General features: G+C 66.3%; 18 protein-coding genes. 6 read left to right on the top strand and 12 right to left on the bottom strand.

The features are described 5' to 3' along the window. The first annotated feature begins 47 nt into the window (after positions 1-47). Together ddlA and AC1KVE_RS15245 are read left to right on the top strand one after the other, a co-directional pair. A complete protein-coding gene (ddlA, locus tag AC1KVE_RS15250; protein WP_481092570.1) occupies positions 48-1,154 on the top strand; it encodes a D-alanine--D-alanine ligase in 1,107 nt (368 codons plus the stop codon). Next, a complete protein-coding gene (locus AC1KVE_RS15245) occupies positions 1,151-1,633 on the top strand; it encodes a GNAT family N-acetyltransferase (RefSeq protein ID WP_481092571.1) in 483 nt (160 codons plus the stop codon). The genes ddlA and AC1KVE_RS15245 overlap by 4 nt, the downstream gene beginning before the upstream one ends. Before the next feature lie 117 nt (positions 1,634-1,750). On the opposite strand, the gene AC1KVE_RS15240 is transcribed toward AC1KVE_RS15245, so the two are convergent. The 3 genes from AC1KVE_RS15240 to oleC form a co-directional block, all read right to left on the bottom strand. After that, positions 1,751-1,909 (bottom strand): DUF1328 domain-containing protein, encoded by a 159-nt coding sequence (locus tag AC1KVE_RS15240; protein ID WP_003468167.1) that lies wholly within the window; start codon positions 1,907-1,909, stop codon positions 1,751-1,753. A gap of 64 nt (positions 1,910-1,973) precedes the next feature. Then, complete coding sequence (oleD, locus tag AC1KVE_RS15235; protein ID WP_026064697.1) at positions 1,974-2,984, bottom strand: 2-alkyl-3-oxoalkanoate reductase; 1,011 nt, start codon at positions 2,982-2,984, stop codon at positions 1,974-1,976. Between the two features lie 90 nt (positions 2,985-3,074). After that, the gene (oleC, locus tag AC1KVE_RS15230; protein WP_184609800.1) at positions 3,075-4,733 is read right to left on the bottom strand and encodes an olefin beta-lactone synthetase; all 1,659 of its coding nucleotides are present in this window, start codon (positions 4,731-4,733) and stop codon (positions 3,075-3,077) included. Positions 4,734-5,045: 312 nt separating this feature from the next. Here oleC and AC1KVE_RS15225 point away from each other — a divergent pair, with 312 nt between their 5' ends. After that, entirely contained in the window at positions 5,046-5,429 is a 384-nt protein-coding gene (locus AC1KVE_RS15225; RefSeq protein WP_024939040.1) for a YkgJ family cysteine cluster protein, read from the top strand. Positions 5,430-5,573: 144 nt separating this feature from the next. On the opposite strand, the gene AC1KVE_RS15220 is transcribed toward AC1KVE_RS15225, so the two are convergent. From AC1KVE_RS15220 to AC1KVE_RS15205, 4 genes are all read right to left on the bottom strand, one after another. Further along, positions 5,574-6,476, bottom strand: coding sequence for an alpha/beta fold hydrolase (locus tag AC1KVE_RS15220; protein WP_047127811.1), 903 nt, complete (start codon positions 6,474-6,476; stop codon positions 5,574-5,576). A 127-nt stretch (positions 6,477-6,603) separates the two neighbouring features. Further along, positions 6,604-7,773, bottom strand: coding sequence for a Fic family protein (locus AC1KVE_RS15215; RefSeq protein WP_024939042.1), 1,170 nt, complete (start codon positions 7,771-7,773; stop codon positions 6,604-6,606). A gap of 115 nt (positions 7,774-7,888) precedes the next feature. Then, positions 7,889-8,905, bottom strand: coding sequence for a 3-oxoacyl-ACP synthase III (locus AC1KVE_RS15210; RefSeq protein WP_016903994.1), 1,017 nt, complete (start codon positions 8,903-8,905; stop codon positions 7,889-7,891). A gap of 101 nt (positions 8,906-9,006) precedes the next feature. Beyond that, the gene (locus AC1KVE_RS15205) at positions 9,007-9,327 is read right to left on the bottom strand and encodes a DUF4156 domain-containing protein (RefSeq protein ID WP_016903993.1); all 321 of its coding nucleotides are present in this window, start codon (positions 9,325-9,327) and stop codon (positions 9,007-9,009) included. Positions 9,328-9,722: 395 nt separating this feature from the next. On the opposite strand from AC1KVE_RS15205, the gene AC1KVE_RS15200 reads away from it, so the two are divergent. Next, positions 9,723-10,184, top strand: a complete 462-nt coding sequence (locus tag AC1KVE_RS15200) for an XAC0231 family protein (protein ID WP_046345327.1) — start codon at positions 9,723-9,725, stop codon at positions 10,182-10,184. Positions 10,185-10,209: 25 nt separating this feature from the next. Continuing rightward, positions 10,210-10,686 carry a tRNA (cytidine(34)-2'-O)-methyltransferase gene (locus AC1KVE_RS15195; RefSeq protein ID WP_039517704.1) on the top strand — a complete coding sequence of 159 codons (477 nt, stop codon included), beginning with the start codon at positions 10,210-10,212 and terminating at the stop codon, positions 10,684-10,686. A gap of 159 nt (positions 10,687-10,845) precedes the next feature. On the opposite strand, the gene AC1KVE_RS15190 is transcribed toward AC1KVE_RS15195, so the two are convergent. The 3 genes from AC1KVE_RS15190 to AC1KVE_RS15180 form a co-directional block, all read right to left on the bottom strand. Next, positions 10,846-12,069, bottom strand: coding sequence for an MFS transporter (locus tag AC1KVE_RS15190; RefSeq protein ID WP_481092572.1), 1,224 nt, complete (start codon positions 12,067-12,069; stop codon positions 10,846-10,848). A gap of 104 nt (positions 12,070-12,173) precedes the next feature. Beyond that, the gene (locus AC1KVE_RS15185) at positions 12,174-12,788 is read right to left on the bottom strand and encodes a hypothetical protein (protein WP_104590717.1); all 615 of its coding nucleotides are present in this window, start codon (positions 12,786-12,788) and stop codon (positions 12,174-12,176) included. Between the two features lie 133 nt (positions 12,789-12,921). Further along, positions 12,922-13,719 carry a hypothetical protein gene (locus tag AC1KVE_RS15180; RefSeq protein WP_184457768.1) on the bottom strand — a complete coding sequence of 266 codons (798 nt, stop codon included), beginning with the start codon at positions 13,717-13,719 and terminating at the stop codon, positions 12,922-12,924. Positions 13,720-13,886: 167 nt separating this feature from the next. On the opposite strand from AC1KVE_RS15180, the gene AC1KVE_RS15175 reads away from it, so the two are divergent. Further along, entirely contained in the window at positions 13,887-14,021 is a 135-nt protein-coding gene (locus AC1KVE_RS15175; protein ID WP_257998493.1) for a hypothetical protein, read from the top strand. Between the two features lie 133 nt (positions 14,022-14,154). Here AC1KVE_RS15175 and AC1KVE_RS15170 read toward each other — a convergent pair whose 3' ends face one another. Further along, positions 14,155-15,495 carry a sigma-54-dependent transcriptional regulator gene (locus tag AC1KVE_RS15170; RefSeq protein ID WP_481092573.1) on the bottom strand — a complete coding sequence of 447 codons (1,341 nt, stop codon included), beginning with the start codon at positions 15,493-15,495 and terminating at the stop codon, positions 14,155-14,157. Next, on the bottom strand, positions 15,480-16,922 hold the full coding sequence (locus tag AC1KVE_RS15165) for a sensor histidine kinase (RefSeq protein ID WP_481092574.1): 1,443 nt from the start codon (positions 16,920-16,922) through the stop codon (positions 15,480-15,482). The genes AC1KVE_RS15170 and AC1KVE_RS15165 overlap by 16 nt, the downstream gene beginning before the upstream one ends. Between the last annotated feature and the right edge of the window lie 21 nt (positions 16,923-16,943).

The following is a 16,943-nucleotide window of genomic DNA, read 5'->3' as shown; positions in this document are numbered from 1 at the left end:
CCGCGGGCATGCTGGCGACCTCATCACGCAGGTGGCAGGAGCAGGCAATGCGCAAGATCCGGGTCGGTCTCATCTTCGGCGGCAAATCGGCCGAACACGAGGTCTCGCTGCAATCGGCGCGCAACATTCTCGATGCGCTGGATCCGCAGCGCTTCGAGCCAGTGCTGATCGGCATCGACAAGCAGGGCCAGTGGCACGTCAACGACCCCGACAGCTTCCTGCTCAATGCCGACGACCCGGCCCGCATCGCCCTGCATCGCAGCGGTCGCGGCGTGGCCCTGCTACCGGGCGCGCAGCAACAACAGCTGCGCCCGACTCAGCCGGAGCAGGCGCTGGCGCAGATCGATGTGGTGTTTCCGATCGTGCATGGCACGCTCGGCGAAGACGGCTCGCTGCAAGGGCTGCTGCGCATGGCCAATCTGCCCTTCGTCGGCTCCGGCGTGCTCGGCTCGGCGCTGGCGATGGACAAGGACCTGGCCAAGCGCGTGCTGCGCGATGCCGGGCTCGAGGTGGCGCCGTTCGCCTGCTTCAACCGCCACACCGCCGCACATGCCGACGTGGATGCGTTGATCGCGCAGTTGGGTTTGCCGTTGTTCGTCAAACCAGCCAACCAGGGTTCGTCGGTCGGTGTCAGTCAGGTGCGCAGCGCCGATGCGTTTGCCGACGCGCTCGCATTGGCGCTGGCATACGACCACAAGGTGCTGGTGGAAGCGGCAATCGCTGGGCGCGAGATCGAATGCGCCGTGCTGGGCAATGCCACCCCGCAGGCCAGCGTGTGCGGCGAAGTGGTGGTGCACGACGCGTTTTACTCCTACGAGACCAAGTACATCAGCGAACACGGCGCCGACATCGTGATCCCGGCCGACATCGATGCGCAGACGCAGCAGCGCATCCAGCAGATTGCGGTGCAGGCCTACCAGGCGCTGGACTGCGCCGGCATGGCGCGTGTGGACGTGTTCCTGTGCGCCGATAGTCGCATCGTGATCAATGAGGTCAACACATTGCCGGGCTTCACCCGGATCAGCATGTATCCCAAGCTCTGGCAGGCAAGCGGGCTGGACTACCGCACCTTGATCACCCAGCTGATCGAGCTGGCACTGCAACGGCATGCTGACGATCAGCTGCTGCGCAGCGCGGTCGAGCCAGGCGCATGAGCCAGGCCCGTGTGCGCGCCGTGCAGCCGCACGACCACGGCGCACTGCTTGCGCTCAACAATGCGCACGCCACCGAGCTGTCGTTGCTGGATGCCAAAGGGCTGGCTGCATTGCTGCAACTGGCGTGGCACGCACGCCTCGTCGCGCCCGCGGATGGCCTGCTGATCGCGCTGGATCGAGGCGCGGCCTATGCCAATCCGAACTTTGCATGGATGGCGCAACGCTTCGCGCGCTTTGTCTACATCGACCGTATCGTGATCGCTGCACATGCGCAGCGGCGCGGGCTTGCCAAGCAGCTGTATGACGAACTCATCCACGCCGCACGTGCAGCGGGGCAACCGCGCCTGGTCTGCGAGGTCAACCTGCTCCCACCCAATCCGGCATCGCTGGCGCTGCATCTGCAGCTGGGTTTCCAGCCGGTCGGCGATGCGCTGCTGGGCAACGGCAAGCACGTGCAATATCTCGAAAAACTGCTTTAAACCAGAAGCGATTCAACGATGGAGCGTCCACAACGCACATGGCCCGCCTCCTTGCGGAAGCGGGCCATGCGAGCGTCGACCGGCAGCGCCGCTGCCGTGACGTATCGCAGCTAGGCGTTATACCTTGCCGCGACGGAACATCGAGATCACAGCCAGGATCAGGAACACCACGAACAGGATCCAGGCGATGTTGGTCGCCGCACCGGCGATACCGCTGAAGCCCAGCACGGCGGCAATGATGGCGATGACGAAGAAGATGATGGCGTAATGCAGCATGGCAAGGATTCCAGAAGTTGTCGTGCCGAATCGGCGCAGACGTATCCTGAAGATGCGGCGGTCTTTATCGAGTGATGGCGATGTCGTTGGAAGATGAGGATCGCAACCGTTGCAGCCCCTCTTCGATGCTGACCTGCGGCACATAGCCGAAGTCGCGACGTGCCGGCTCCATGCTGTACCAGTGCGGCGTGCACAGCTGTTCCACCAGAAAACGCGTCAACGGCACTTCGCCAGGCAGACGCAACAGTGGCCACATGGTCTCGCAGATTGCACCGATTCTGTACGCAGTCTTGAAGGACAACGAACGCGTCACCGCCGGTGCATCCACCGCAGCCAGCAGGCGATTGAGCAACTCGCGCATCGGCAAGGGCTCGCCGTTGGAGATGAAGTACGCCTTGCCCGCACACGCAGCACCTGCGGCCAGATGTGCGAACGCATCGAAATGCGCCTGCGCGGCGTTGTCGATGTAAGTGCTGTCCACCAGGTTGCTGCCATCGCCGACCATGCGCAAGCGGCCGGCGCGCGCACGCGCGGCCAGGCGCGGCAACAGATGATTGTCGCCCGGGCCCCAGATCAGGCGCGGACGCAAGGCCACCGTTGCCAGTTGCGCATCGTTGGCCGCCAGCACCGCGCGCTCGGCGATCGCCTTGGTCGCCGCGTACGCCGCGCGCAGATCTTCGCCATACGGCACTTCGTCGGCGCCCAGGCCTTCCACCGGATTGGTGGCGCGATGGGTCACGCTGGGCGTGGAGGTATAGATCAGGCGCGGCACACCATTGGCCCGACATGCGTCGAGCACGTTCTGCGTGCCCACCACATTGGCCTGGTGATAGCTGTCGTAGCTGCCCCACGCACCGGCCTTAGCGGCATTGTGGAAGACCGCATCGATGCCGGCGAAGGCATGCCGCACCGCCTGCGGATCGGCCAGGTCGCCACGGATCTGGCCCACGCCCAAACTCTGCAGCACCGGATAATCACCGCGCTGGAAACTCACCACCTCATGCCCACGCGCGATCAAGCCGCGGCACAACGCCTGGCCAAGAAAGCCACCACCACCGGTTACCAGGATGCGCACGCATCACCTCCATCGCAAGGACGCACACGATAACGGGCGCGGCCGGAATTGGCGATGCGGCCAGCTGCGTGCGCGATACGCATCGACAGGTCAGCCACGTTGCTGCGCCGCCCAGATCGCCAGCGTTTCGCGGCCGATCTTGGCGTTGTGGCGAATGTCCACCGGAAATCCGGAATGGCGCAGGAAACGCGTGACTCCAGCCGTGTGCGGGTGCGCAGCGCCCAGCGCGCGCAATGCGGTTTCCACTTGTGCAAATGCCGATGCCGGCACGCCAGGCTGCAATTCCACGCACAGCACCGGCTGCTGCTGTCCGGGTGCGCCGACACCGACCAAGGCGGTGCGCCGCACTTGCGGATGCACGTTGAAGACCGGCTCCACCTGCTCGGTGTAGAGCGGGCCGTTGGCAGTTTCCACGCGGTGGGTCTTGCGCCCGCAGAACCACAAGCGTCCTTCGGCATCGAAGTAGCCCACATCGCCCATGCGATGCACGATGCGTTCGCTGCCGTCCGCATTGCGCTCGCGGATCTTGGCGATCCGCGTGGCCGCGTCGCGGTTGAAGTAGGTGTCGGTGGTGGTGGGGCCTGCGACGGTGATTTCGCCCACCTCGCCCACCGCCAGCACGCGCGCGCCGCTCCACTCGGGAATGGCCGCATCGTCGATGGCGATGATGCGCACCTCGTTCGGCGCGACGACCTGGCCAACGCAGGTGCCGGCACCGGCCTCGGTGGCCGCGCGGGTGGCGTCCAGCGTACGCCCTTCGATGGCTGCCACCGGCAGGCATTCGGTGGCGCCATACGGCGTCCAGAATTGCGCATCTTCCGGCAACAGCGCGCGGATCTTGGCCACCACGTCCGGCGGCACCGGCGCACCGGCCGAGGTGGCCAGGCGCACGTTTGGCAAGGGCTGGCCGTAGTCGGCCAATACGCGCATCAATGCCGGCGAGCCGAACAACTGCGTGACTCCGAAGCGGTCGATCGCATCATGCAGCTTGCGCGGATCGGCAGTGGCCGGGCGGGTCGGATCCATGTCCGGAATCACCGAGGTCAGCCCCAGTGCCGGATCGAACAAGGCAAACGGCGGGAACGTCGGCAGATCCACGCCGCCGGGCTGCATGCCGAAGGCATTGCGCAGCAATTCGATCTGGCCAACGAAATGCCGGTGGCGGTACACCACGCCCTTGGGCACGCCGGTCGAGCCGCTGGTGAACAGGATGGCGGCCACATCGTCCGGCCCGGTGTTGGCCAGCTGACTGCCGGCGCCGGCGCCATCGCGCTCCACGCGCGCCAATGTCACCCCGCCCCAGCCGTAACGGCCACCGACGCTGACGATCTGCTTTGCAGAGCGCGCCCACCGCAGCAGACGACGCGCCAGCTGCGCAAGCGGAATGCCAATGAACGCCTGCGGCTGCGCTTCGTCCAGGCATTGCTTGAGCGCACGCTTGTCGATGCCCGGATCCACCAGCACCGGCACCGCACCGGCCTTGAACAAGGCAAACATCAGCAGGAAGAATTCCGGCGACGGGCGCACCATCACCACCGCGCGCGCACCGCGTCCGATGCCGTGCAGGGCCAGACCGGCAGCGATCGCATCGCTGCGCGCGTCCAGCTCGGCATAGCTCAAGGTCACATCGTAGGCGGCAAACCCGTTGGCGGCGCGGCGGCCCGGGCAACGGATGGCGATCTGCGCGGGGCGCTCGCGCGCGAGTTCCGGCAGGGTGGCGGCGATATTGCAGAGAGTCGTCGTAGTCATTGCCGCATTATCACCCATGCGCCGACGGTGCCGGCCGCTTGACCGCGCTCAGGTCAGCTGCGCTGGTGCGTGCTCCCAACGCAGCGATGGCTGACGCGGCGATTGCGCGTCGTCGGGCCATAACAACACCGCGCAGTGCTCGCGCGCGAGGTGCCTGCCCGCGCAAGGCGCAGCGCCTTGCACACACGCGCTGCGTCGAGCGATGCAGATGAACCGCTAACCGGCGCACGGCCGCGCCACTTGTATCGCAGCGTGGTTCGGTCAGAATGCCGCGCTCACCACGTTGTTTCGCCGCGCAAGGCCCGGCATTCCATGGCACATCCCTGCCTTACCTGCGGCGCTTGCTGCGCCTATTTCCGCGTCAGTTTCCACTGGAGCGAAGCCGATCCCGCATTGGGCGGCAGGGTGCCGATCGAGCTGACCGATGCGCTGCGCACCCACGAACGCGTCATGCGCGGCACCTCGCAATCGCAGCCGCGCTGCATCGCACTGGACGCGGACATCGGCCGCTACAGCCGTTGCAGCATCCATGATCGTCGGCCCTCCTCCTGTGCTGCCGTGCCGGCCTCGCTGGAATTCGGCCAGCGCAGCGCGCAGTGCGACAAATCCCGGCTGGCGCACGGCCTGCACGCACTGACCGAGGCCGACTGGCTGGGCGTGGACGAGGCGCAACGCAATCCGCTGCCACCGTTGTAACGGCCATCGCTGCGAGTGAGCGCGGCATCCCCACGCAACGGCCAACAGAACGACGGCATGGCCGATCCCATCGTTCGTGCATCCGCGCTCTGCATGCAACAGGCACTCATCTAGCGAGCGCCTGCGTGGCCATGCCAGCAGCGCTTACAGCGGGTTGCGCTCCAGAAATGCACGGATCGCCGGCACCAGCACTTCATGCTTGTCTTCCAGCACGTAGTGATTGGCATCGTCGAACGCGGTGACCTCGGCATTCGGCAATGCCTTGCGGAAGCCGGCCAGGAAATGCTTGTCGAAGCAGATATCGCGCAGGCCCCAGGCGATGAACGCCGGGCGATCGGCGAACGACGGCAATGCCTGCGCCGAGCGCTCCAGCAGTGACCAGGCCTGGTCGGCGGGCGACAGCGGAATATCCTGCATGAAGCGAATGGTGGAGATGCGATTGCGCCAATTGTTGTAGGGCGCCACATAGGCGCGACGCACCTCCGCCGGCATCCGCCGCGACACCCCGAACCAGGATGCGCCGGAGGAAAACGCATTGAACGTGCGGATGAACCATTCGCCCGGTCCCCAATGCCGACCCATTGCGATCTGCCACGGCATCGGTTTTTCCGGCGGCAACGGGAACGCAGCGGTGTTGGTGATCACCAGCCGCTTGACCTGCGCATGATGCGACAACGCCCAGCCGAACCCGATCATGCCGCCCCAGTCGTGCACCGCCAGCGTGACCGGACCGGTGATGCCCAGATGCCGCAACAACGTGTCTAGATCATCCACGCGCGACTGCAGCGTGTAGTCGTAACGCGGCTGCGCGTCGGGCGCATCGTCCGGCTTGTCGGACAGCCCCATGCCGATATGGTCCGGCACGATGCAGCGGTAACGATCCGACAGGCCACTGACCAGGTGCCGCCACAGATAGCTCCACGACGGATTGCCGTGCAGCATCACGACCACCTCGCCATCGCGCGGACCTTCGTCCAGATACGACATCGCAATGCCGGGACGCACCTCAAGGCGCTGGGGAGTGAAGGGATAGCCGGGGTAGTTCATGGATCTCTCTATTTGCTGAAGCTTGGACTGGGTGAGTGGCAAGTCGCCAGCTACATCGCCACGACAGTATCGAAAATACGCTGGATGTCTCTGCATCGTCGGCAACAGCCGTGCGCAAACGCATCGCTCACAGCGGCTGCGCCCCTTCGCTGAGGATGTCGAGATAGGCGTGATAGGCAAAAATACGATGCCGCTGCTGGCCGGTGAGTTCGTTGACGATTTCCAGCTCCTGCAGGGTGCGTACCGCAGCACGGATGGTGGGCGCACTCAACGACAGGGCGGGCGCCACCTGCGGCACTGCCAACACCACGCGCCGCGCGAACTGCTCAAACACCAGGCCGACGTTACCTGCTCGCTGGCCCAAAGCCGCAATGCGGGCCCGATCACGTGCCAACAGTGCCAGCAGGCGCTGCGCGGTGTCGACGGCTTGTTGCGCGGTCTCTGCCACACCATCCAGAAAGAAACCCAGCCATCCTTCCCAGTCACCGTTGAGTCGCACCGCATTGAGGCGATCGTAGTAATCGGCACGACGGCGCTTGAAATACAGGCTCAGATACAGGCTGGGCTCCCGCAGCACGCCTTCGCTGCACAGGATCAAGGTAATCAACAGCCGTCCCAGGCGCCCATTGCCATCGCTGAAGGGATGGATGGTTTCGAACTGCACGTGGGCAAGCGCCGCCTTCACCAACGGCGGCATCTGCCCCTGCGGCGCATGCAGAAACTGTTCGAGTGCCGACAGCGCGTCGGGCAATGCATCTGGCGGTGGCGGAACAAAGTGCGCAAGTGCAGGCGAGGCCCCGCCTACCCACACCTGACTCCGGCGGAATTCACCTGGCTGCTTGCCGGCTCCACGCCCGCCCTGCAGCAATAGCGCATGCATCTCGCGGATCAAACGCAGCGACAGCGGGAAATCGTCCTCGCGCAGGCGCCGCAAACCATGGTTGAGGGCCGCGACATAGTTGGACACTTCTTCGACATCGTCGACAGGCACGCCCGGTGCCGCATCCATCTCGAACAGCAACAGGTCCGAGAGCGATGACTGGGTTCCTTCGATCTGGGACGACAGCAAGGCTTCCTTGCGGATGTACTGATAGAGAAACAGCTCCGGGTCCGGCAGCATCAGCGTGATGCCGTCCAGTCGCCCCAATGCCTGGTCGGCGCGCTCTTTGCGCGCCACCAGTTCGGCCTGTGCGAAATCCAGTGCCGGCACTGGCGGCAACGGATCAGGGACGAACGCCTGGTAACGGCTCCCTGCGAGAGCGCCAGCAACATAGTGTCCAGTGATGCGCTGAGCCATCGTCTTTCCTTACAGACCGCAACTATTCCTGCAAGGAAACTTAGATACCACTTTTTTACTTAAGCAGCGATATTGCCCGGCGTGCAAGAGCATCGGCCGGGCACTATCACACGCATTACCAGACCACTTCCGCCATCGAGCAGTTCAGGCCAGAACCAATCCCCATCAACGCGATGCGGTCGCCCTTCTTCAAGCGGCCGAGCTCCTTGAGCTTGCTCAGCACGATCGGGACTGAAGCCGGACCGATGTTGCCGTGTTCGCCGAAGATCGTCATGACCTTGGCCGGGTCGATGCCGAACGACTTCACGAATGAAGCGGTATGCGGGCGGCTGACCTGGTGTATGACGAACTGGTCCAGCTCGTCCACTGCCCAGCCCATCGCCTGCTTGGCGGCCAGGAAGGTCTTCTGCGCCAGCTTGATGCCTTCGATCAGCAGCAGGCGCGTGTCGGTGACCATGCGGTCCAGATTGCCGCGGCACAGCTTGTTCCACTCGGTGGCCGAGCGGGTCACGCCACCCTTGTAACGCGGGGCGTCGGGCACCAGCTCGGTGCGCGCCATCACCATCGCTGCGGCACCGCAGCCCAGGGTCAGCGCAGCGAGTTCATTGCGGAACTCTTCTTCGGTGACGTCGGGCGAGGTCATGCGCTCGAGGGTCTTTTCGTACACCAGGTTGGCGGTTTCGCCATCGACGACCAGCGCATAGTCGATCTCGCCGCGCTCAAGCATGCGGGCGGCGATGTCCATGCCGTTGATGAAGGCAAGACAGGCGTTGGCGACGTCAAAGGTGACGCAATGGTCGCCGACCCCGAGATTGCCGGACACGATGGAGGCGGTGGACGGCTCCAGGTAGTCGCGGCTCACCGAGGTGTTGACCAGCAGGCCGATCTTCTCGATGCCGATGCCGGCGTCGAGCAGTGCCTTGCGCGCGGCCTGGGTGGCGGCGTCCGAGGCCTGGACATCCTGGTCCCACAAGCGCCGTGCATGGATGCCGGCAACGTCGCCCAACACATCGGTTCTGATCCCGAGGCGGTCGTAGGTCGGTTGCAGGCGCTCGTTGATTTCCTTGGAAGTCAGCGTGTGCGGCGCATCAATATGCGCCAGTCCCGCGATGGAGACATTCTGGAAGAGCATCGAAGTAGCGCCATGGCGTCAGGCGAGGGGGCGCTAGTCTAGCCGCTGGCTGGTTTTACCGCATCTTTACAATTGTAGCGGCCGCGCCCCAGCCCAACGGTTCAGCGCGGCGGGCAGCGGAAGGCGTTGAAGCGCTGGCTGCCATCGGCCGGCTGACCCTGCGCCTGGACCGTATTGGCATTGGCGCCCGGCGCCTCGTTGCGTGCCAGCGTTTCCAGTTCTTCCTGCACCCGCAATGGGTTGCGGTTGTAGAAGCCGACCTTGCTCTTGACCGACACCACCACCTCGCCCTGTTGCTGACAGCCAGCTGGCACAGGGCCTGCGGGCAGCACCTGCACGCCTTTGCCGCTTTGCTCGATCGGCACCCAGGTGCAGGCCGTGGCAGTTGTGGCAACCAGAACAGACAGCATCAGCACGCGCATAAGTCTTAGACACCTGAGGACGAAGCCGGATTGTGCCGCAGATGCCGGCCGGCGATCGGCGTGCGCTGCGTGGCCGCATGCCACGCATTCAGCGCGCTGAACACCAAGCAGATCGTCGTGTTCTGTCGCTTCGGCCGGTGTCCGGCGCCCGCAACCGCGTCCGGGTGTCCGGACGCGGACACCGCTACGCCGCACAAATCCCTTTAAAAACAATCCACTGCAACTGGCACGCAGTTTGCTGCATGGCATGGGCAAGCAGCGGGCAGCGACCTCGATCAATGAAAATGACTGCCAGCTGAATAAATAAAACTGCGCCGCGAAAGTTATTGCACTTACCGAAACGGTGTACTACCTTACTACCACACCACTGATCACCCACACCAAGAGACCTCGCCATGAAGACCCAGACCCTGCGCATCGCCCTCTCCGCCGCCCTGTTTGCCGGTACCGCCCTAGCCGGTTTCGCCCAGGCCGCCAGCCTGACCACGCTAGACACCGTGCAGGTCCGCCCGTCTGCCGACCAGATCGCCCAGCAGGCGCTGGAGCGCAACAGCGACATCCCTACCCTGGCCGCCGTGCAGGTGCGTCCGTCGGCCGAGCAGCTGGCCGCCCTCGCCGCCGAGCAGGCCGGCCCGCGCATCCTCACCCTCGCTGCGGTGCAGGTGCGTCCGTCCGCCGACCAGCGCGCCGACCTGGTGACCCGCAACGCCGCTTCCAGCGCGCAGAGCACCTCCGGCCAGGCTGCTGCCGCCATCGGCGCGCTGATGGGCCAGGTCATCGTCAACCTGCCGGTGCCGCAGCTGCAGCCGTCGCCGGTCGAACTGGAAGCGCTGGTCAACGCCGCCATCAGCCTTTGAGCACGCGCGCAGCTACACTGCGCGCATGTCAGCCCCCGTCCTCGATGTCATCCTGTTTCAGCCGGAAATTCCGCCCAATACGGGCAATGTGATTCGCCTGTGCGCCAACACCGGCGCGCGCCTGCACCTGATCGAGCCGCTCGGCTTCGACCTCAGCGACAAGCAGCTCAAACGCGCCGGCCTGGACTATCACGAATACGCAAGCCTGCAGGTGCATGCCGACCTGCCCACCGCCCTGGCCGCGATCGCGCCCAAGCGCGTGTTTGCACTGAGTACGCGCAGCACCGTGCGTTACGACACACCGCAATTTGCCGATGGCGATGCCTTCCTGTTTGGCCCGGAGACACGCGGCTTGCCCGCCGACGTGCTGGAGTCGATCCCGCCACAGCACCGGCTGCGCCTGCCGATGCGCCCGGACAACCGCAGCCTCAATCTGTCCAACACTGTTGCGGTGATGGTGTTCGAAGCCTGGCGTCAGTGGGACTTCAGCGGCGGCCGATAACCGTGGCGATGCAGACGGCTGGCTGACTGCGGCACCGTCCGCCCCGATCCCGGCGCGCTACATGGTTCCCATACCGGTCTGTCACTCAATGCGTGCTCCGCGCGTATGCCAGTCGCGGGCGTTGCCGTTTGCGTGCTGCTCCGCGCCGCTGCGATGACCTCATTGCATCACCTGGGCATCGGTCGCTGCCTGCAGCATGCTGCGGCAGCCTGCCCAGAGCGCCACCGCCAGCAGGGCGATGGCGCCCAGCGCCAGAAACGCGATGCGATAGCCGAAGGCGTGAGCCAGCCAGCCGCCCAAGGCCGGGCTCAGCGCCGCGCCCACACCTTGCACCGTCATCACCGCGCCCTGGCCGACATTGACGCGCCCGGTGCCCTGCAGCAATCGCGCCACCAGTGCCGGCACCACCACGGCCTGCAGGCCGGCGCCGAGTCCGTCGAGGATCTGCACCGGAAACACGCCCCAGCCATGGATCAGCGACGCTGCCACCAATGCACGCTGCGGCAAGGCCATGAAGGCCACCAGCAGCACCCACCAATGCCCGTGCACGCGGATCCAGCGCATCGCCAGCAACGCCACCACCACCATCGTGGCCTGCGCGACCACGATGGTGGTCGCCGTCAGCGCACTCGCATCGCCCGCATGCGCGGCCACAATGGCCATGCCGTAGAGCGGCAGCATCGCCGCATTGCCCAGGTGGAACAGCCCCAGGGTGATGGCCAGCAAGGCCAGTGGCCGGCAGGTCAACAACACCCGCCAGCCGCTGAGGGTGTCCGCGCCGTCGGCGTGGCCCAGGCCGCGCGCTGCGCGATGGTCGATGGCCGCAGACGGAATCAGCAGCACCGCCGCGATCGCCAGCACACCGAACGCGGCGGTGAGCACGAACACCGCCGCAAACCCGTAGCGCCAGCCCAGCCAGCCGGCCAGCACCGCGGCCAGCATGTTGCCGGCGTGGTTGGCGACCTGATTGCGCGCCAGTTGATGATCGAATCCGCGCGCGTGCACCAGCCCCAAGGTGATGCCGGTGAGTGCCGGGCCGATGCCGGCTGCCGCCAACGCCGAGACGATCTGCGCGGTGACCACACCGGAGGAGGTCGGATGCAGCCAGATCAGCGCCGTGGCCAACAGGATCGCCAGGCAACCGACCACCACCACGGCGCGCTTGCGCCGGGTGCTATCGACCAGTGCACCGGCCGGGGTGGTGGCGAGCATGCCGGCGATGCCGCCCACGCTCATCACCGTGCCGATCGCCGCCACCGACCAGCCCCTGGATTGCAGGAACACGCTGAGAAATGGCCCCAGCCCGTCCTGCACATCGGCCACGCTGAAATGCAGCGCCTCCAGTGCGCGGCTGCCACGGGGACGCGGTGTGCTCATGCGCATCGGCGCTCTCCACGAAACGATGAAAGGCGACTGCGCGCGCCGGCCTGCATGTGCGACCCAATTGCAGTCGCACGGCGCCAGCACGGCAGTCGCATTGCAGGCTGCTAGTGCTTCGGCTTCGGCTTATGCGCACCCGGACCATGCGGATGCTCGATCTGCTTCAGCGACGCGGCCTTGGCGCCCAAGGCATGCGCGTGGACCAGCACCCCGTGCGGGGTCGTCCTGGTATCGCCTTCGGCCACCAGCGTCTTGCCGACCACCAGCTGCTTGGCGAAGTCCTCTCCGGCATGCGGTGGGAACCGCACCGTGACCTCGTCGTCCAGCAACACGCCATGCACCTGCCCGTGCGGGCCGTGCAGCAGGCGCGCGATGGTGCCGCTGTGCTGGGTGAGCTGCGGCTTGGGCGGCTTGCCGGCAGGCGGTTTGGGCTTGGGCTTGGCATGCGGCCCGTGCGGGCCCTCATCGACGATGCGCTTGCCGCCTTCCGGATCGATCGCCAGGGCCACCAGCATGTCCACATCGCGCGGCTTGAGGCCACGCACGCTCAAGGTGCTGCCGGGCTTGAGTGCCTTGAGCAAGGCGGCGGACAGGTGCGGCGGCGTGTGCACCTCGGTGCCGTCGGTCAGCAGCAGGCCGTCGATATCGGCCTTGGGGTTGAGCAGAAAGCGCGCCAGCGTGCCGCGGGTTTCGGGAAGGAAATCAGGGTCGACCCAATGCATGAAAAACTCCAGAGAAGTGAGAACCGGCCGATGCCGGCAAGCCGCGCCCGTCGCCACGCATGCGGCGTGTGAACAGGCGCGTAGAGGGGAACGCGACGGGTAAGCGCCGCCGCGTGGGCGGCGGCGCCCTGGATCAACGCGGCGCCGGAGCCGGCGCTGGCGGTGCAGCCGGCGGGACAGGCGGGGCCGGTGGTGCGGGCGGCACCGGGCCGTCCGGGCGTGGCGGGCTGAACAGCGCACGCTGCGAGGCGCGATCGCGGCCCAGTTGGGTGGCTTCGATGGCGCGGCCGTTGGCGGTGGCAACCCCGAAGCCGCTCACGCTCAATGGCGCGCCGGCCCGCAGCAGATCACCGAACTGCAGCGCCAGATGCGGCGGCATCCGCACCAGCGTGCCATCGCTCAGCAACGCGCCATTGGTCTCGCCACCCGGGCCGTAGACCAAGCGCTCGATGCGTCCTTCCGCCTGCAACGGCTTCAACGCAGCAGGCGCTGGCGGCGCCGGCGGCATGGCGCCCGCCGGCGGCTGGTCGACCACTTCGCGCCCACCACGATTGGAGCGGATGCTGCTGGCGCGCAGCACCGGCAGGCTGCCCAGGCGATAGCCCTGCACGCTCACCGTATCGCCCCGGCGCACCGCAGCCTGCAACTGTGCGGACAGATGCGGTGCAAATGCCACCTGGGTGCCATCGCGCAACCACAGGCCGTCGACCTCGCCATTGGGATTGAGCATGAAGCGCTCGACCGTGCCGGTGATGCGCACCGGGGTGGCGGCCAACGGCGCGGGCGGTGCGGGCGGCACCGGCGGGGCCGGCGGTGGCGTGCCGACCGGCGCGCGCGGCGCCAACGGTGCTGCCGGCGGTGTGGGAGCCTGCGCGGCAGCGGTCGCCACGCTGCAGGCCAGTGCGAAAGCAAGTGCGGTCTGACGAATCATGCGATGTCTCCAACGCGGCAGGAGCGCCGCTCGCCCTGGAGATAAAGCAGCAATCGTGCCAACAGCGAATCCGTTGTTTTACAAGGGTTTTGTGTCTGCACGCGCGCGGACAGTCGTCTGCGTTTCATCCACCACTGTCCGCTTTGCAGACACTTTGCAGCTCGGTTGTGCGTCCGACCCTGCAAGACAAGAATGTGCCGGGCACGCTCGTCGGCGGGGTGCGCGTGCCGATGTCCGGGCTGGATTTCGAACGCGTGGTGCTGCGCTTTCCGGCTGCGCCGGTTGCTGGTGGAAGGCCGTAGCCAATGCTGCGAGTGGCAGCGGCGACATGCAACCAACAGGTGCGCATGACAACAGGTGCACGTGCTGCTGTGCGCGTATTGCGTCGTGACCGAAGCGGCAGCCTGCAGACATCGCGTCCGGTGATCGCTGCGCCTACTGCAGGCCGTACTCATCGAGCTTGCGGTACAGCAGCTGGCGATGAATGCCGAGCCGGCGCGCGGCTTCGGCGCGGTTGCCGCCACTGTGCGCCAAGGCGTCCTGGATCATCTGCCTTTCCAGCCGCGCCACCGCCTCGGGCAAGGTGCCTTCCGGTGGCGCTGTCGTCGTGGGCTGCTCGGCATCGTACTCGAGCGCGTCGTCCAGATCTGCGGCAACGATGCTGTGGCCGCGCACCAACAGCTGGCTACGTTGCATGACGTTACGCAGCTCGCGCACGTTACCGGGCCACGGGTAGGTCAGCAGCCGCGCTTGCGCGTCCGCCGACAACGCACGCGCCGCGCCATCGCCGCTGCGCAGGAAATACTGCGCAAGCAACACGATGTCCTGCCCGCGTTCGCGCAGCGGCGGCAGTTCGATCGGCACCACATTGAGGCGATAGCGCAGATCGCTGCGGAACTGTCCTGCCGCCACCCACGCCGCCAGATCGCGATGCGTGGCCGCCAGCACGCGCACATCCACCTTTTGCGCGCCGCGCCCGCCCAGCGGCGTCACTTCGCCTTCCTGCAGGAAGCGCAACAACTTGGCCTGCATCGGCAGCGGCATGTCGCCGATCTCGTCCAGGAACAACGTGCCGCCATCGGCTTCGCGAATCAGGCCGATGCGGTCGCTGGTCGCGCCGGAAAAGGCGCCCTTGCGATGGCCGAACAATTCGCTTTCCATCAACTCCAATGGGATCGCCGCACAATTGACTGCCACGAACGCCGCATTTGCGCGTGCGCTGGCGCGATGCAGGGCGCGCGCGACCAGCTCCTTGCCGGTACCGGTTTCGCCGGTGATCAACACCGGCAGATCGGAAGCTGCCGCCAGCCCGATGCGTTTATGCACGGTACGCATCGCCGGACTGTGGCCGACCAGGCCGTCGTCGTCGTCGGGTGGTCCGCTCGCTGCGGCATCGGCGTCGGCATCGGCGCGACTTGCCAATGCACGCTCCACCACCTCGACGATATCCGCACGCCCCACCGGCTTGACCAGGTGATCGAACGCACCCAGCGTCATCGCTTCGATGGTGTTGCCGCTGGAGGCGTACGCGGTGAGCATCACCAGCGGCACCTGGCGCGCGCGGGGATCGTCCGCACGCGCACGCAGCACCTGGATTCCGTCCATGCCGGGCATGCGGAAGTCCACGAACGCCAGCTCGATGCCGCCCTCGTTCAGGCGCAGCAAACCATCGGCGCCGTTGTCGACCGCGATCACCGTATGGCCGAGCGAGCGCAGCGTTGCCTGCAAGGTGGCCAGAAACGCCGCATCGTCGTCGATGATCAGGATGCGCGCCATGGCAGCTCCAGAATGAAATGGGTCATACCGTCGGCGTGTGCATAACGCACCTGCCCGCCATGTGCACGGGCGATCTCGCGCACCAGCGCAAGCCCCAGGCCATTGCCGTCGGCGCGACCGCTGACGAACGGCTCGAACAATTGCGAAGCGATGGCATCGGCGATGGCCGCACCACGATTGCTCACCCGTAGCTGCAGCAACCCATCGCTGGCGCTGGCCTCCAGTGTCACCGCGCTGCCTGCATCGGCGTGCTGGAGCGCGTTGCGCAGCAGATTGTGTACGGCACGGCCGAGCTGCTGCGGATCGAGCATCCACTGCAGCGGCGCGTCCGGGACGCGCAGCTGTGGCGCCGGCGCGCCCGGCGGCAGCACGGCAGGATCGAGCAAGCTCGCCAGCCAGTCCTGCACCACCACCGTCTCCAGCTGCAGCCGGATCGGCTGCACCATGCCGAGCAGACTTTCGACCACCCCATCCAGGCGACGGATCTGCCCCAGCATCAGCTCACCGTGCGCGGCATCGTCCGGCGTGCCCTGACGCGTGGCGATTTCGTTCTCCACGGCCAGGCGCATCGTGGCGATGGGGTTGCGAATCTCATGCGCCACCGTGGCGGTCAGGCGCCCGAGTGCGGCCAGCCGCTCGTGCCGTGCCAGCTCGTCGGCCAGCCGCCGCGTCTGCGCCAAGGCCTGCGCATTGCGCTGTGCGTAATCGCTGACCGCAGCGCCCAGCCGGTCCAGCTCGGGTGCGCCGGTGACCGGAATCTGCGGAAGTTCGGTATCGGCGGCCAGCGCCTGCTGGATGCGCTGCAGGCGCTGACTCCAGCGCCGCACCACCACGCCCAGGGCAATCGCCGACATTGCCACCATGGCGAAGATCAGCAGCATGCCGATCGCCAGTGGCCGCCAGGCATCGGAGGTGCTCGCTGGCACCCGCGACATGGTCCAAGCGGCGGTTCCCGCGGCCAATGGGCAGGCGCTGATCAACACCACTTCGCGGCTGCCGTCGCGACGAAAATCCACGGCCCTGTTGCCCACCGCACTCTGCCGCGCGGTACTGACGATCGTGGTCCACTCGGCGGCCGGGATATCGGTCTTGTGATCGCTGCCGTCGTAGGTGGGATAGGCGTAGGCAACGAATCCCTTGTCGAGATTCCACACCCCGCCCTCCACACCGGGCGCATCGGCCAGCACCAGTTGCACCACCACCGCGGCCAGCCCGGCGCCGTTGTCGCCACTACGCGCCGCCTCGCTCGCGCCGGCGTAGCGCTGCACGATGCGTGCGCATTGCGCGGTCAATTGCTGGCGCGCATCGTCCAGTCGCACGCCTTCGGTCTGTCGGTACAGGCCATACAGCATCGTGGCCACGCCCACGCAGGCAGCCAGGATCACCACCCAGATCAGCAGCAACTGGCGCAACAACGAACGAGGCATGCGAGGGTCCGGTAAAGACGT

The sequence above is a fragment of the Xanthomonas sp. NCPPB 2864 genome (genome assembly GCF_056675615.1).
The sequence above is the reverse complement of the archived record's forward strand: the minus strand, read 5'-3'. Positions and strand labels throughout refer to the sequence as shown.